Annotated in this window: 9 protein-coding genes; 3 read left to right on the top strand and 6 right to left on the bottom strand. The window is 72.3% G+C overall.

The genetic code is table 11. The annotated features are described in order from the left end of the window. The first annotated feature begins 277 nt into the window (after positions 1 to 277). Positions 278 to 2,194, top strand: coding sequence for an AfsR/SARP family transcriptional regulator (locus tag IW248_RS02140; RefSeq protein WP_307787634.1), 1,917 nt, complete (start codon positions 278 to 280; stop codon positions 2,192 to 2,194). A gap of 107 nt (positions 2,195 to 2,301) precedes the next feature. On the opposite strand, the gene IW248_RS02135 is transcribed toward IW248_RS02140, so the two are convergent. After that, positions 2,302 to 3,837, bottom strand: a complete 1,536-nt coding sequence (locus tag IW248_RS02135; RefSeq protein ID WP_196925424.1) for a glutamate synthase subunit beta — start codon at positions 3,835 to 3,837, stop codon at positions 2,302 to 2,304. After that, the gene (gene gltB / locus IW248_RS02130; RefSeq protein WP_196925423.1) at positions 3,830 to 8,533 is read right to left on the bottom strand and encodes a glutamate synthase large subunit; all 4,704 of its coding nucleotides are present in this window, start codon (positions 8,531 to 8,533) and stop codon (positions 3,830 to 3,832) included. The genes IW248_RS02135 and gltB overlap by 8 nt, the downstream gene beginning before the upstream one ends. 145 nt (positions 8,534 to 8,678) lie before the next feature. Between gltB and IW248_RS02125 the strand changes: the two genes are divergently transcribed. Continuing rightward, positions 8,679 to 9,524, top strand: coding sequence for a GNAT family N-acetyltransferase (locus IW248_RS02125; protein ID WP_196925422.1), 846 nt, complete (start codon positions 8,679 to 8,681; stop codon positions 9,522 to 9,524). A gap of 18 nt (positions 9,525 to 9,542) precedes the next feature. On the opposite strand, the gene IW248_RS02120 is transcribed toward IW248_RS02125, so the two are convergent. Then, positions 9,543 to 10,730 carry an FAD-dependent oxidoreductase gene (locus IW248_RS02120; protein WP_196925421.1) on the bottom strand — a complete coding sequence of 396 codons (1,188 nt, stop codon included), beginning with the start codon at positions 10,728 to 10,730 and terminating at the stop codon, positions 9,543 to 9,545. Positions 10,731 to 10,745: 15 nt separating this feature from the next. Beyond that, positions 10,746 to 11,945, bottom strand: coding sequence for a prolipoprotein diacylglyceryl transferase (gene lgt / locus IW248_RS02115; protein WP_196925420.1), 1,200 nt, complete (start codon positions 11,943 to 11,945; stop codon positions 10,746 to 10,748). A gap of 102 nt (positions 11,946 to 12,047) precedes the next feature. Between lgt and IW248_RS02110 the strand changes: the two genes are divergently transcribed. Further along, positions 12,048 to 12,599: an NUDIX hydrolase gene (locus tag IW248_RS02110; protein WP_196925419.1), complete on the top strand. Its 552-nt coding sequence runs from the start codon at positions 12,048 to 12,050 to the stop codon at positions 12,597 to 12,599. Positions 12,600 to 12,678: 79 nt separating this feature from the next. On the opposite strand, the gene trpA is transcribed toward IW248_RS02110, so the two are convergent. Together trpA and trpB are read right to left on the bottom strand one after the other, a co-directional pair. Then, a complete protein-coding gene (trpA, locus tag IW248_RS02105) occupies positions 12,679 to 13,482 on the bottom strand; it encodes a tryptophan synthase subunit alpha (protein WP_196925418.1) in 804 nt (267 codons plus the stop codon). 1 nt (position 13,483) lies between these two features. Further along, positions 13,484 to 14,722: a tryptophan synthase subunit beta gene (trpB, locus tag IW248_RS02100; protein WP_196925417.1), complete on the bottom strand. Its 1,239-nt coding sequence runs from the start codon at positions 14,720 to 14,722 to the stop codon at positions 13,484 to 13,486. Between the last annotated feature and the right edge of the window lie 18 nt (positions 14,723 to 14,740).

The following is a 14,740-nucleotide window of genomic DNA, read 5'->3' as shown; positions in this document are numbered from 1 at the left end:
TTCGATGGCTGCGCACCATTTGTCCACGTTGATCCGACGAGCGCATCGCCGAACATCCTGCCGGGTAGGGTAAAGGCCGAGCCAGGCCGTCAAACTGGCCGACATCGGGGCGAGCTGCGGGTTCTTTCGAGACCTTCCACGAACGATTGATAACCGCCAACTTTGGATGGCCCGGCCAGCGGAGACGATGCCAGATGACCCAGGGAGAAAAGCTTGAAGATTACTGAAAAGCAGTAGGCGTCAACCGGCGGAACGCCGATCGTTCACCACGGGGGTAGTGTTGGATTTTCGAATTCTGGGGGAAGTACGGCTGTTCTCGAACAGCCAGCCGATCGAGATCGGCCCCCGCAAACAGCGACTGGTACTGGCAGCACTGCTGCTCGACGCGGGCAGCTGCGTTCCGATAGACACCATGATCGACCGAATTTGGGGCATCGACCCACCAGACAAGGCACGCACCGTGCTCTACTCGTACGTCACCCGGCTGCGGCGGATCCTGGCCGACGCCCAATCACCTGGCAGTCCACCCGCCCGGATGCTGCGTCGCCCCACCGGCTACCTTCTGGACATCCCGCCACAATGGGTCGACGTACACCGCGTACACAGGGCGTTGGCCCGGGTCAATGCCGTCGACCGGTCCGACGAGGGCCGGATCGACCTGCTCCGTCGCGCCGTACGGCTGTGGCAGGACGAGCCGTTGGCGGGCCTGCCCGGCGCCTGGGCCGCCGGGGTTCGGCAGCAACTCCAGCAACTGATGCTCGGCAACCTGACGGAGTGGGCCGACGCCGAGCTGGCGGTGGGCCAGGCGGCACCGGTGGTGGCCCGGCTCGCGCACGCCGTCGCGCAGCACCCACTCGCCGAGGCCGCATCGGCCCGACTGATCCGTGCCCTCTACCTCAACGGCCAACGCGCTGAAGCCCTTGAGCAGTTCACCCGTTGCCGACGGCACATGATCGAGGAACTGGGCGTCGAACCGGGCCGGGAGTTGCAGGAGCTGCATCGCACCATCCTGCGCGGCGAGCCGGTCGTCGCCGGCGGAGCGGGTTCGGCAGGCGCCTCGCACCGAGAAGAGCTGCCCCCGAACGCCAGACCAGGGCGCAAGCACCACGAGCAGCCCGGGGTTGCGACGGTGGTCAAACCGGGTTGTCAACTGCCGGCCGACCTGCCCGATTATGTGGGCGCCGAGACGATCATCAAAAGGGTGCTGGCGCAGCAGCAGGAGTCCGCCGGCCGGCGCCCCTCGGTGATCATCCTTTCTGGGCCGTCGGGGGTCGGGAAGACGGCGCTGAGTGTACGACTGGGGCATCTCCTACGCGGTCACTACCCGGACGGGCAGATATTCGTGCAGATGGGCGACTGGAGTGACAACCCGATGGAGGCGCTCGGGCGGGCGTTGCGGGCGCTCGGAGTCGCCGACGTCGGTCAGCTCACCACGGTGCAGGACCGCCTCAGCCAGTACCGTGCCGTCCTGAGTCAGCAACGGATCCTCCTCGTGCTGGACGCCGCTCCGAATGCTCAACCAGTCCGCTGGCTGGCCCCCGGGTCACCGGGCAGCGCACTCATCGTGTCGAGCCGGGCAAGGCTGGCCACCGTGCCCGGCGCCCACCGGGTCGAGGTGCCGATGCTGACCCATGAACAGTCGCGGCTCCTGTTGAGCCGGATCGCCGGAGTCGACCGCCTCGCGATGGATCCGTTGGCGGTGGATGCCCTCGTCACAGCATGCGCCGGCCTGCCACTGGCAGTGCGCATAGTTGGCGCGCGTCTGGCCTCCTACCCACACCGACCAATCCGGCAACTGGCCGAGCGGATGCGCGACGAGCGGCAGCGCCTCGACGAGTTGCAGACCGAGGGGCTGGCGGTGCGGGCCGGGATGACCGCTGCCTACCGGGCGCTGCCCGACGACGCTCAAAGCGCGTTCCGCTTGCTTGGCGCCACCACTCCGCCCAACGCGGGGCCATGGCATCCTCTCGGTGTCGAGCAGTACGCCTCAATCCCGCACAGTCTCCTCGAACAGCTGGTCGAGATCAGACTGCTCGACGTGGCCGAGCAGCCGGCGAGCGATGCCGCACGGTTCCGGATCCACGAGCTGGTCCGGCTGTACGCGCACGAGTGTGCTCGGCCGGGCGAGACCGGCGGCTATGACCGGGAGGGCGGGCTGGGCATGCACGACGGCACGACGGCGTTCGCCGCATAGCCGGCTGACCGCCCCCCGCGCAGGGCGACCGTCACACCCGGCTCCAGCCGACGGCTGGTGGTCAGGCGGAACGAATCCAGTCTTCCGCCTGGCCACCCGCCTTCGGATCAGGACACTGCCAGGGGCTGGGTGTCGGCGCCCACCGGGGCCGGCAACGCACCCACACCGCCCAGATAGCCGTGGATGGCGGCGGCGGCCGCCCGCCCCTCGGCGATGGCCCAGACGATCAACGACGCACCCCGGTGCATGTCACCTGCCACGAACACCCCGTCGGCGACGGTCTGCCAGTCGTCGCGGGCGTCGATGGCGCCCCGAGGGTTGCGGGCCACACCGAACTGGGCCAGCAGCGGCTGCTGTTCGGTGCCCTCGAAGCCGATCGCCAGCAGCACCAGGTCGGCCGGCAGCTCCCGCTCGGACCCCGGCACCACTGTGACGACCCGGCGACCGTCGCGCTTCTCCACTGTCACCTCGGCGATCCGCACCGCCCGCACCTGGCCGGTGCCGTCGTCAACGAACTCCTGCACCGCCACGGCGAAGACCCGCTCGCCACCCTCCTCGTGCGCCGGGTAGCTGCGCAGGACCCACGGCCAGGTCGGCCACGGGTCCCGTGCCTCGTCGCGCTCCTGCGGCGGCTGCGGGTAGAGGTCGAGTTGGTGCACGCCTGCGGCGCCCTGCCGGTGCGCGACGCCGAGACAGTCGGCGGCCGTGTCACCGCCACCGATGATCACCACATGCTTGCCGGCCGCGTCGATCGGGGTGCCGTCCGGCAACACCGCCCGCGCCAACCGGCGCTCGTCGGTGGCCACGACGCCGGCCTGATCGGTGGCCGCGGTGGCGACCGCGCGATTCGCCGCGACCAGGTGCGCCATCGCCTGGTGTACGCCCCGAAGCGCCCGCCCCGGGGTCTCCGGGGTGTCCCGGCCCTGCAACGCCCCACCGGCCAACAGCACCGCGTCGTGCTCGGCGCGCAACTGCTCGGCGGTGACGTCCACCCCGACGTTCACGCCGGTGCGGAAGCGCACCCCCTCGGCGGTGAGCTGGGCCACCCGGGCATCGATGTGCCGCTTCTCCAACTTGAAGTCCGGGATGCCGTACCGGAGCAGGCCACCGATCGCGTCGTCGCGTTCGTACACCGTCACCGCGTGACCGGCGCGGGCCAACTGCTGGGCGGCGGCGAGACCGGCGGGCCCGGAGCCGACGACGGCGACCGACCGACCCGACGGCGCCGGCACCGGGCGGGGGGTGAACCCGCGCGCTGCGGCGAAGTCGGCGATCTCCACCTCGACCTGCTTGATGGTCACCGGCTGACCGCCAGAGATGCCGAGCACGCAGGCCGCCTCGCAGGGCGCCGGGCAGAGCCGACCGGTGAACTCCGGGAAGTTGTTGGTGGCGTGCAGCGACTCCACAGCGGCGTCCCAGTTGCCGGTACGCACCAGGTCGTTCCAGTCCGGGATGCGGTTGCCCAGCGGGCAGCCGTCGTGGCAGAACGGGATGCCGCAGTCCATGCATCGCGTGGCCTGCTCACGGACCAGTTCCTCGCCGGCCGGCGGGTACACCTCCCGCCAGTCGCTGATCCGCACCGGCACCGGGCGGCGGGCCGGCAGCCGCCGGTCGTAGCGCAGGAAACCGTTCGGGTCAGGCACGTGCCACCTCCTGGGCAGCCACCCGCGGGGCGGGCGGCACCGGCGCGCCGGGCGCGCTGAGCGCGCCCATCACCGCGTCGTCGACGTCGCGGCCGGCTGCTTCGGCGGCCCGCATGATCTCCAGCACCCGGCGGTAGTCCCGGGGTACCACAGCGGTGAACTCGGCCACCGCCTCCGGCCACCGCTTGAGCAGCTCCTCGGCGACCGCCGACCCGGTCTCGGCCACGTGCCGTTGGACCAGCTCGTGCAACAGCGACTGCTCCTGCTCGCCCAGCGGCATCAGGTCGACCAGCTCCGCGTTGACCCGGGCCCGATCCAGATGGTGCACGAACGCCGTCCCGCCGGACATGCCGGCGGCGAAGTTCCGGCCGGTCGCGCCGAGCACCACCACAGTGCCACCGGTCATGTACTCGCAGCCATGGTCACCGACGCCCTCGACCACGGCGACCGCGCCGGAGTTGCGCACCGCGAACCGCTCCCCCACACGGCCACGCAGGAAGACCTCGCCCGCCGTGGCCCCGTACAGGATGGTGTTGCCGGCGATGATCTGATCCTCGGCCCGCCGCCCCGGCTCGGCGTCCGGGTCGAGGAACGGCGCGGCGGCGTCCGGACGGACGATGAGCCGGCCCCCGGAGAGTCCCTTGCCCACGTAGTCGTTGGCGTCGCCGTGCAGGCGCAGGGTCACCCCGCGCGGCAGGAACGCGCCGAACGACTGCCCAGCCGTGCCGTGCAGCACGAATTCGATGGTGTCCTCGGGAAGGCCGGCGCCGCCGAACCGACGGGTCACCTCACCGCCGAGCATCGCGCCGACGCTGCGGTGCTCGTTGCGCACCGCCACCTCGACCCGCACCGGCGCCCCATCCGTCAGAGCCGGACGGGCCAGCGCGATCAGCTCGTTGTCGAGTGCCTGCTCCAGGCCGTGATCCTGCGCGCGGATCCCACGTCGGGCCGCACCGGCGGGCAGCTCCGGCAGGTGCAGGACGGGCGCCAGGTCCAACCCGTGCGCCTTCCAGTGCGTCAACGCCGGGGCCACATCGAGCAGCTCGGACTGCCCGATCGCCTCCTCGATCGACCGGAAGCCCAACTCGGCCAGGTAACCCCGGACCTCCTCGGCGAGGAAGAGGAAGAAGTTCTCCACGAACTCCGGCTTGCCGGTGAAGCGCTCCCGCAGCACCGGATTCTGGGTGGCGATGCCGACCGGGCAGGTGTCCAGGTGGCAGACCCGCATCATCACGCAGCCCTCGACGATCAGCGGCGCGGTCGCGAAGCCGAACTCCTCCGCGCCGAGCAGCGCCGCGACCAGCACGTCCCGGCCGGTCTTGAGCTGGCCGTCGACCTGCACGGTGACCCGGTCGCGCAGCTTGTTGAGCAACAGCGTCTGCTGCGCCTCGGCCAGCCCCAGCTCCCACGGCGTGCCGGCGTGCTTGAGCGAGTTCAGCGGGGAGGCGCCCGTGCCGCCGTCGTGGCCGGAGATCAGGATGACGTCCGCCTTGAGCTTCGCCACCCCGGCGGCGACAGTGCCGACGCCGACCTCGCTGACCAGCTTGACGTGCACCCGGGCCGCCGGGTTGACGCACTTCAGGTCGTGCACCAGCTGGGCGAGGTCCTCGATGGAGTAGATGTCGTGGTGCGGCGGCGGGGAGATCAGACCCACGCCGGGAGTGGCGTGCCTGGTCCGGGCGATCCACGGCCAGACCTTGTTACCAGGCAGCTGACCGCCCTCGCCCGGCTTGGCGCCCTGGGCCATCTTGATCTGGAGGTCGTCGGCGTTGACCAGGTATTCGCTCGTCACACCGAATCGGCCGCTGGCGATCTGCTTGACCGCCGAACGGCGCGCCGGGTCGTGCAGCCGCTCGACGTCCTCGCCGCCCTCACCGGTGTTGGACTTGCCGCCGAGACGGTTCATGGCGATGGCGAGCGTCTCGTGCGCCTCCGCGGAGATCGACCCGTACGACATGGCACCGGTGGCGAACCGCTTGACGATCTCGGTGGCCGGCTCGACCTCCTCGATCGGCACCGCCGGGCGGACCCCGGTGCGCAGTGTGAACAGCCCGCGCAGGGAGCCGGCCTGCGCGGCGAGCGCGTCGACCTTGGCGGTGTACTGCCGGAAGACGTCGTACTGCCGGCTGCGGGTGGCGTGTTGCAGCAGGAAGACGGTCTCCGGGTTGAACAGGTGCAGCTCACCCTCGCGGCGCCACTGGTATTCCCCACCGACCTCCAGCCGGTCGGAGCTGGCGGTGCCGGCCGGGGGCCAGGCCAGCGCGTGCCGGGCGGCCACCTCGGTGTGCACGCCCGCGAGACTGACCCCGCCGATGCGGCTGGGGGTGCCCCGGAAGTAGCGATCGACCAGCCGGGTGTCCAGGCCGACCGCCTCGAAGACCTGCGCCCCGCAGTACGAGGAGACCGTCGAGATGCCCATCTTCGACATGATCTTCAGGACGCCCTTGCCGAGCGCCTTCGCGTAGTTGCGCACCGCGGCGGCCGGCTCCACCCCGGCCAGTGCGCCGGTGTGGATCATGTCCTCGACCGACTCGAACGCCAGGTACGGGTTGACCGCCGCCGCGCCGTAGCCGATCAGCACCGCCGCGTGGTGCACCTCCCGGCAGTCGCCGGACTCGACGATCAACGCCGCCTGCGTACGCGTCTGCTCGCGCACCAGGTGCTGGTGCACGGCGGCGGTGAGCAGCAGCGACGGGATCGGCGCCAGGTCGGCGTTGGAATCCCGGTCGGAGAGCACCAGGATGCGGACGCCGTCCTCGATCGCCTCGGAGACGTGCCGGCAGATCTCGGTCAGCCGTGCCTTGATCCCGGCGGCGCCCTCCCGGATCCGGTACAGCCCGGAGACCCGGACCGCCTTGAAACCGGGCAGGTCGCCGTCCTCGTCGATGGAGAGGATCTTCGCCAGCTCGTCGTTGTCGATGATCGGGTGCGGGAGCACGATCTGCCGGCAGCTCGCGGCGCCCGGGTCGAGCAGGTTGCCCTCCGGCCCGATGGTCGACGCCAGGCTGGTCACCAACTCCTCGCGGATGGCGTCCAGCGGCGGGTTGGTGACCTGGGCGAAGAGCTGGTGGAAGTAGTCGTAGAGCAGCCGGGGCCGGGTGGAAAGCGGCGCGATCGGGGTGTCCGTACCCATCGAGCCGAGCGGCTCGACGCCGGTGCGGGCCATCGGCCCGAGCAGGATCTTCAGCTCCTCCACCGTGTAGCCGAAGGTCTGCTGCCGGCGACGCACCGAGTCGTGCGTGTAGACGGTGTGCTCGCGTGCCGGCAGATCGTTCAGCTCGATCAGCCCGGCGTGCAGCCACTCCCCGTACGGCTGGGCGGCGGCCAACTCGGACTTGATCTCCTCGTCGTGCACGATCCGCCCGGCCACGGTGTCGACCAGGAACATCCGGCCCGGCTGGAGTCGCCCCTTCGCGACCACGTGGGCCGGGTCGAGGTCGAGCACGCCCGCCTCGGAGCCCAGCACCACGAGCCCGTCGTCGGTCTGCCACCAGCGCCCCGGGCGCAGCCCGTTGCGGTCCAGCACCGCGCCGACGATCTCGCCGTCGGTGAAGGCCACCGACGCCGGACCGTCCCACGGCTCCATCAGGCTGGCGTGGAAGCGGTAGAAGGCACGCTTGGCCGGGTCCATCCCCGGGTCGTTCTCCCAGGCTTCGGGGATCATCATGAGCACCGCGTGCGGCAGGCTCCGCCCGGCCAGGTGCAGCAGCTCCAGGACCTCGTCGAAGTTCGCCGAGTCCGAGGCGGCAGGGGTGCAGACCGGGAAGACCCGCCGGATGTTGCCCGGCACGTTCGGCGAGCGCAGCAGCGCCTCGCGGGCCTGCATCCAGTTGCGGTTGCCCCGGATCGTGTTGATCTCGCCGTTGTGGGCGATGAACCGGTACGGGTGCGCCAGCGGCCAGGACGGGAAGGTGTTTGTGGAGAAACGGGAGTGCACAAGCGCGATCGCGCTGTCCACCCGCTCGTCGCGCAGGTCCGGGTAGAACGCCGGCAACTGGTCGGGCGTGAGCATGCCCTTGTAGACCATGGTGCGGCTGGACAGCGACGGGAAGTACGCCGGCACGCCCCGCTCGGCGGTCTCCCGTTCGGCCTGCTTACGCAGACAGAACGCCACCCGGTCCAGCTCGATGCCGCGCAACGGGGAGCCGGCCGGCCCGCCGGGGGCGTCGGTCAGGCGGTGCGCGGCCACGAAGAGCTGCCGGACCCGGGGCATCGCCGCCAGGGCGGTCTCGCCCAGGTCACTCGGGTCGATCGGCACGTCCCGCCAGCCGAGCAGGTCGGCGCCCTCGACCAGCGCGTACTTCTCGACCACCCGGCGGGCACGCGCCTCGGCGGCATCGTCGTCGGGAAGGAAGACCAGCCCCGTGGCGTACTCGCCCGCCGGGGGAAGCTCGACGTCGGCGACCGCGCGCAGGAACGCGTCGGGCACCTGGATCATGATGCCGGCGCCGTCGCCGGTGTTCGGCTCCGCACCACGGGCGCCCCTGTGGTCCAGCCGACAGAGCGCGCCGAGCCCGTTGGCGACGACCGAGTGTGAACGCCGGCCGTGCAGGTCCGCCACGAAGGCCACGCCGCACGCATCGTGCTCCTGCGCTGGGTCGTACAGACCCTGGGCGGACGGACGGGCGTGGGGCGTCGGGGACGCCTGCGGGCTGTGCGGGTGCCGCTGTTCTGTGTCCGCGTACGGCTGAGCCACCGGGCCTCCTGTCGTCACTCAGGTTGGAACAATGGTGGGGACGACGTCGGCCCGTGGGTCTATTGAGTCTACGTTAGGGCCGGGGTCGCACGGCCACCCGAGATTGATCACACCGTCCACTGGCTGGGACGTGTAGTCTCGCGCGGTGGATCCGCTACACAAGGACGTCTTCGACCGGTTGGAACGCTTCTACGACGCGGTGCCCCGCGACGCCGCCGGTGCGGAGGATCATGGCGGGCTGGTGCTGTTCGTCCGCGAAGGTGCCGGCTGGCCGTTCTACGCCCGCCCCCGCATCGACGCCACCGAGCCACCGTCGCTTGCCGACGTTACCTCGGTCCGCGAGCGCCAGCGGAGGCTGGGCCTGCCGGAAGCCTTCGAGTGGGTGCACGAGACGAGCCCCGAGCTGCTGGCGGTGGCCCGCTCGGCGGGGCTCAACGTGCTGGAGGCGCCGCTGATGGTGCTCGACCCGAGCGCGCTGCCCGACCCGGCGACGCTGTCCGACGCGGCGGTGCGAGTGCTGGCAGCGGACTCCCCCGACTTCGCCGCCGACGTCGCCGCGCGGCGTGCGGTGGCAGCGGTGTCGTTCGCCGCCGCCGGCACCGCGCCCGGTGAGGCCGGCCCGGCCGAACGCGACGCCGCCGTCACCGAACTCGAACTGGCCGCGCTCGACGAGGAACGGGCCCGGATCGCCGACGGCCGCCGGATCTCCGCGCTGGCCGGCACGCCGACCGAGGGCGCCCTCGCCAGCGGCATGGCGATGCGGGTGGACGACGTCGCAGAAATCGCCGGGGTGGCCACCCTGCCGTCCGCCCGGCGACGCGGGCTGGGCGCCGCGCTCACCGCCACCCTGGCCCGGGAACTGTTGGCCGCCGGCACCGAGCTGGTCTTCCTGTCCGCGGGCAGCGAGGAGATCGCGCGGGTCTACCTGCGGGTCGGCTTCCGCCGGATCGGCACCGCCTGCATCGCCGAACCCGCCGCCCTCATCGCCTGACCGGCCCGGCTACCGGGGTCAGGTCGGTGGACGCCACTGGGCGGCGGAGGCTGCGGCACTGGATAGCAGTCGCCCGTTGATCGTGCCCAGCGCGGCGTCCCGGGCGCGCAGCGCCAACCGGCCCCGAGTCTGGAGCACCGCCGACATCCGCCGAGTCTGCCGGACCACGGTCGCCGCCCGGGGGCGGCGCACCCGGTCGTACGCCTGAACGGCGTCGGGCAGCCGGGCCTCCCGCAGCAGCGACGCGAGCGTGGCGGCGTCCTCGAACGCCAGGCAGGCGCCCTGCCCGAGGTGCGGCGGCATGGCGTGCGCCGCGTCGCCGAGCAGCACCACCCCACCGGGCCCGACCGGAAAGCCGTACGCCCGGGGCAACGGGCGCAGCTCGCGAACCTCCTGTTGGACCAGGTCGGCCGGGTCGGTGGCGTCGAGCAGCGCGCCGACCGGCGCGGGCCAGTCCGCGTACCAGCGGCGCAGCAGGGCCAGCTGGGTCTCCGGCGGTTCCGGGCGTGGCGCACCGGCGGCGGTGGCCACCCAGTAGATGCCGCCGCGGGTGGACCCGCCCGAGGAGCCACGCTCGCCCAGCGACGTGGCCACGAACCGGTAGCCCGCGCCGAGAATCTCGCCGGCCAACGGCTGATCGTCGGGGAGTCGAGGTGCCTGGTACCAGGGAATGACGGCCCGCCAGGCGGCGCAGCCGGAGCTGACCACCCGGGACTCGGGCGCGAGTTGGCGGCGGATGCCGCTGTCCGTGCCGTCGGCGGCGACCACCAGATCGGCCTCGATGGTGTGCCGACCGTCGCTGACTCCCGGTCGCTCGCCCGGGTCCACGCGGACGTGGCGCACGGTCACCCCGGTACGCAGTTCGACCCGGTCGCCGAGGCCGGCGATCAGCGCGTCGTGCAGATCCTCCCGGTGCACCACGACCGGCATCCGGTCGGCCGGGGTGGGCCGGGGCTGCACGAGCCAGTGCCCGTCCGGGCGACGGACCCCGCCGTCGGGCAACGGGGTGGCGATGGCGGCCAGGCCGGCGCCGAGGCCGAGGGCCTGCAGTGCGCGGACGCCGTTGGGCCAGAGCACCACGGCGGTCCGCTCGGGGCGAACCCGTTCGGCGCGTTCCAACAGGGTGACCTGCCAGCCGGAACGGGCCAGCGCGCCGGCCACCGCGAGGCCACCGACCCCTGCGCCGACCACCACCGCGCTTCGCATCGGTGCCGCCCCCGCTCAGCTGTCCCGGTCGGCGGGACGCGCGCCCGTGGCGTCGGCCCGGTCGGTGCGCGCGGCGGACGGATCGTCCGCCGGCTCGTCGCCGCTCGCCGCGAGATCGGCGGTCTCCGGGAGGTCGCCGGCCGAGGTGTCCCCGGACAGTTCGCCGTCATCCGGTCGGGAGTCGCCGTCGGTCGCCGGCGGTACGACACCGGTGTCCTGCCAGGCGGCGTACTGCTCCTCGCTCACCACCCGGTAGCCCTCCGGCGCAGCGGCCCGCGCGGGGGTCTCCCGCTCGGAGAGGTCGACCTGGGACAGGTCGGAGGTGGGGGGCGTGGTCGTCGTCGCCGTCGGCCCGAGCGGGATCAGGTAGTCCCGAGGGCCGCGCACCCGTACGAAGTAGATCAGGGCGCCGAGGAAGACCAGGGCGGCGGTCCAGACGTTGAGTCGGACACCGAGGATCTGGTTGGCCTCGTCGGTGCGCATCAGCTCGATCCAGAACCGGCCGACGGTGTAACCCATCACGTAGAGCGCGAACGCCCGGCCCCGGCCCAACTTGAGCCGGCGGTCGAGGACCAGGACCAGGGCCACGACGCCGAGGTTCCACAGCGCCTCGTAGAGGAAGGTGGGCTGGTAGAGACCCGGTTCGAGGATCGGCTGCCCGGCGTCGTCCCGGAGCGCGTGCCCGGGGTTGTCCGGGTCCATCCGATGGATCTGCAGGCCCCACGGCAGGCTGGTCCGGCCGCCGAAGAGCTCGTTGTTGAACCAGTTGCCGATCCGGCCGACCGCCTGGGCCAGCGGCAGCCCGGGGGCCAGCGCGTCGGCCACCACACCGAACGGGATGCCGAGCTGCCGGGCCGCGATCCAGGCACCGATCGCGCCACCGGCGACCGCGCCCCAGATCCCGAGACCGCCCTCCCAGATGGCGAACGCCTTGATCGGGTCCCCACCGGCGCCGAAGTACTTCTCCGGTGAGGTGACCACGTGGTAGATCCGGGCGCCGATGATGCCCGCGGGCACCGCCCAGACGGCGATGTCGAGCGTCGCGCCGGGCGCGACGCCACGCTGCCGCAGCCGGCGCTCCGTCACCCAACAGGCCAGCACGATGCCAGCGATGATGCAGAGCGCGTAAGCCCGGATCGGCACCGGCCCGAGCTGCCAGACCGCGGTGCTGGGACTGGGCAGGGCCGCCTGGGGGGAGAGCGAGGCGAGGGTCACGGGTGCACACGCTACCGCTGCACACCCCCGCAGCGGCACCCCGGGCCGCTGGAGCGCGCATCCCGGTGACTTCTGGTTTGCACCGCCGTACGCTCTTTGTCCATGAGCGCGCTCACCTGGGCGGTCGCCGCGGTCGTCACCGACGACACCGGTCGGGTGCTGCTCTGCCAACAGGGCCGGGGCGCGCGTCGCTACGCGTTGCCCGGCGGGCGGCTGCGCCCGGCCGAGGGCCCGGTGCGGGCCGCCCTACGGGACATTCGCGCGGAGACCGGCTGGGACATCGAGCTGGTCGACCTGGTCGGCGTCTACCACCTGACCGGCCCTCCGGGGGAGGCCGCGCCCGGGCGCGCCGGGCCGCTGCCAGACGTCCTCGTGCACGTGTTCCGGGCCCGTGCGGCCGGGGTCCGACCCGCCGCCGACCCACCGCCGGGCTGCCGGTTGTCCTGGCACTCCCCCGACGCGTTGCCCGAGGTGGTCACCCCGCTCACCCGGGCCGCCGTCACCGACGCGACCGCCGGCCGCTCCGGTGTGCTCCGCGACGTCCCCTGCGTACCCGACACGGTGCAGCCACCGGAGCAACGCGGCGAGGCAGCGACGGGCCCGCCGCCGTCCTGGAGCCGAGGGCCCGGTGGCCGTCACGGCGATCGAGTCTGATGTCGGTGAGTCATCGTGATGACTCACCGACATCACGCTCACCAGGGAAGAGCTACCCGACCCGACGACTCGACAGCGATCAGCGGGTGGGGTTACGGACGCCCTCGGCGAGTTCGGCACTGAGGGTCCGCAGAGCGGCCAGCCCCTCGGCCTCGGTGGGCGCGTCGAGCACGCACCGGACCAGCGCGCTGCCCACGATCACCCCGTCGGCGTAACCGGCGACGGTGCCGGCCTGCGCGCCGGTGCCCACACCCAGGCCGACACCGATCGGCAGGTCGGTGACCGCGCGGGCACGGGAGACAAGCGTCGGGGCGGCGTCCGAGGTACGCGCCCGGGCACCGGTCACCCCCATCACGGCGGTCGCGTAGACGAAGCCACGGCAGTGCCCCACCGTCATCGCCAGCCGGGCGTCGGTGGACGACGGCGAGACCAGGAACGTGCGGTCCAACCCGTGCGCGTCCGAAGCGGCCAGCCACTCGTCGGCCTCGTCGGGGATGAGGTCCGGGGTGATCAGGCCGGTGCCGCCGGCGGAGGCGAGGTCACGGGCGAAGACGTCCACGCCGTAACGCTCGACCGGGTTCCAGTAGGTCATGGTGACCACGGGAGCGCCGGTGGCCGCCACCGCCTCGATGATGCGCATCGTGTCCGCGGTGCGTACGCCCCCGGCCAGCGCGATGTCACTGGCCCGCTGGATCACCGGCCCGTCCATCACCGGGTCGGAGTAGGGGATCTCCACCTCGATGACGTCGACGCCGGCGTCGACCATGGCGGTCATCGCGGCGATGCTGCCCTCGACGGTGGGGAACCCGGCCGGCATGCAGCCGACCAGCAGTGCCCGTCCGTCGGCACGGGCCTTGTCGAAGGCCACCCCGATCCGGCTCATCTCACCGCTCCTTGTCGAGGATGCCGAAGTAGTCGCCCGCGGTGTGCACGTCCTTGTCGCCGCGCCCGGACAGGTTGACCACGATGGTGGGCTCCCGGCCCAGCTCCGCGGCGAGCTTCGGGGCCAGCGCGACGGTGCCGGCGAGCGCGTGTGCGCTCTCGATCGCCGGGATGATGCCCTCGGTGCGGCAGAGCAGCTCGAACGCGGCCATCGCCTCGTCGTCGGTGACCGGCAGGTAGCTCGCCCGGCCGGTGTCGTGCAGCCACGCGTGCTCCGGCCCGACGCCGGGGTAGTCCAGGCCTGCGGAGATCGAGTGCGACTCCAGGGTCTGCCCGTCGGCGTCCTGGAGCACGAAGGTGCGGGTGCCGTGCAGCACCCCGGCGGACCCGCCGGTGATGCTCGCGGCGTGCCGGCCGGTGTCCACCCCGTCGCCCCCGGCTTCGAAGCCGTACAGCCGCACGGCCTCGTCGCCCACGAACGCGTGGAAGATGCCGAGCGCGTTGGAGCCGCCGCCGACGCAGGCGGTGACGGCGTCCGGCAGCCCGCCGGTGAGGTCCAGGCACTGCTGTCGGGCCTCGTCACCGATGCCCCGGACGAAGTCGCGCACCATCGCCGGGAACGGGTGCGGGCCCGCGGCGGTGCCGATCAGGTAGTGCGTCTCGTCGACGTTGGCCACCCAGTCGCGCATCGCCTCGTTCATCGCGTCCTTGAGGGTGCGCGAACCGTTGGTGACCGGGACGACCGTCGCGCCGAGCATCCGCATCCGGGCCACGTTGAGGGCCTGCCGCTCGGTGTCGACCTGGCCCATGTAGACCACGCACTCCAGGTCGAACAGGGCGGCGGCGGTAGCGGTGGCGACACCGTGCTGCCCGGCGCCGGTCTCCGCGATCACCCGGGTCTTGCCCATCCGCTTGGTGAGCAGCGCCTGGCCGAGCACGTTGCGCACCTTGTGCGCACCCGTGTGATTGAGGTCCTCCCGCTTGAGCAGCACCCGCGCGCCGACCTTCGCCGAGAACCGCCGGGCCTCGTAGAGCAACGACGGCGTGCCGGCGTAGTCGCGCAGCAGCGCGCCGAACTCGGCCCGGAAGGACTCGTCCGCGATCGCCGTACGCCATGCCCCGTCGAGCTCGTCCAGCGCGGCCACCAGGGCCTCGGGAACGAACCGACCGCCGAAGCGGCCGAAGTGGCCGGCGGAGTCGGGCTGCGGGCCGGCCACCGGGGCCAGCGCGTCGGCGCTCATCGGGAATCCTCTCGTTGG

The organism is Micromonospora ureilytica, from assembly GCF_015751765.1.
Taxonomy (GTDB): Bacteria; Actinomycetota; Actinomycetes; order Mycobacteriales; family Micromonosporaceae; genus Micromonospora; species Micromonospora ureilytica.
The sequence above is the reverse complement of the archived record's forward strand: the minus strand, read 5'-3'. Positions and strand labels throughout refer to the sequence as shown.

Coding starts and splice junctions, on each gene's coding strand:
- IW248_RS02120 (WP_196925421.1), bottom strand. CDS start 10,730: ATGCGAAGCGCGGTGGTGGTCGGCGCAGGGGTCGGTGGCCTCGCGGTG.
- IW248_RS02110 (WP_196925419.1), top strand. CDS start 12,048: ATGAGCGCGCTCACCTGGGCGGTCGCCGCGGTCGTCACCGACGACACC.
- trpA (WP_196925418.1), bottom strand. CDS start 13,482: ATGAGCCGGATCGGGGTGGCCTTCGACAAGGCCCGTGCCGACGGACGG.
- trpB (WP_196925417.1), bottom strand. CDS start 14,722: ATGAGCGCCGACGCGCTGGCCCCGGTGGCCGGCCCGCAGCCCGACTCC.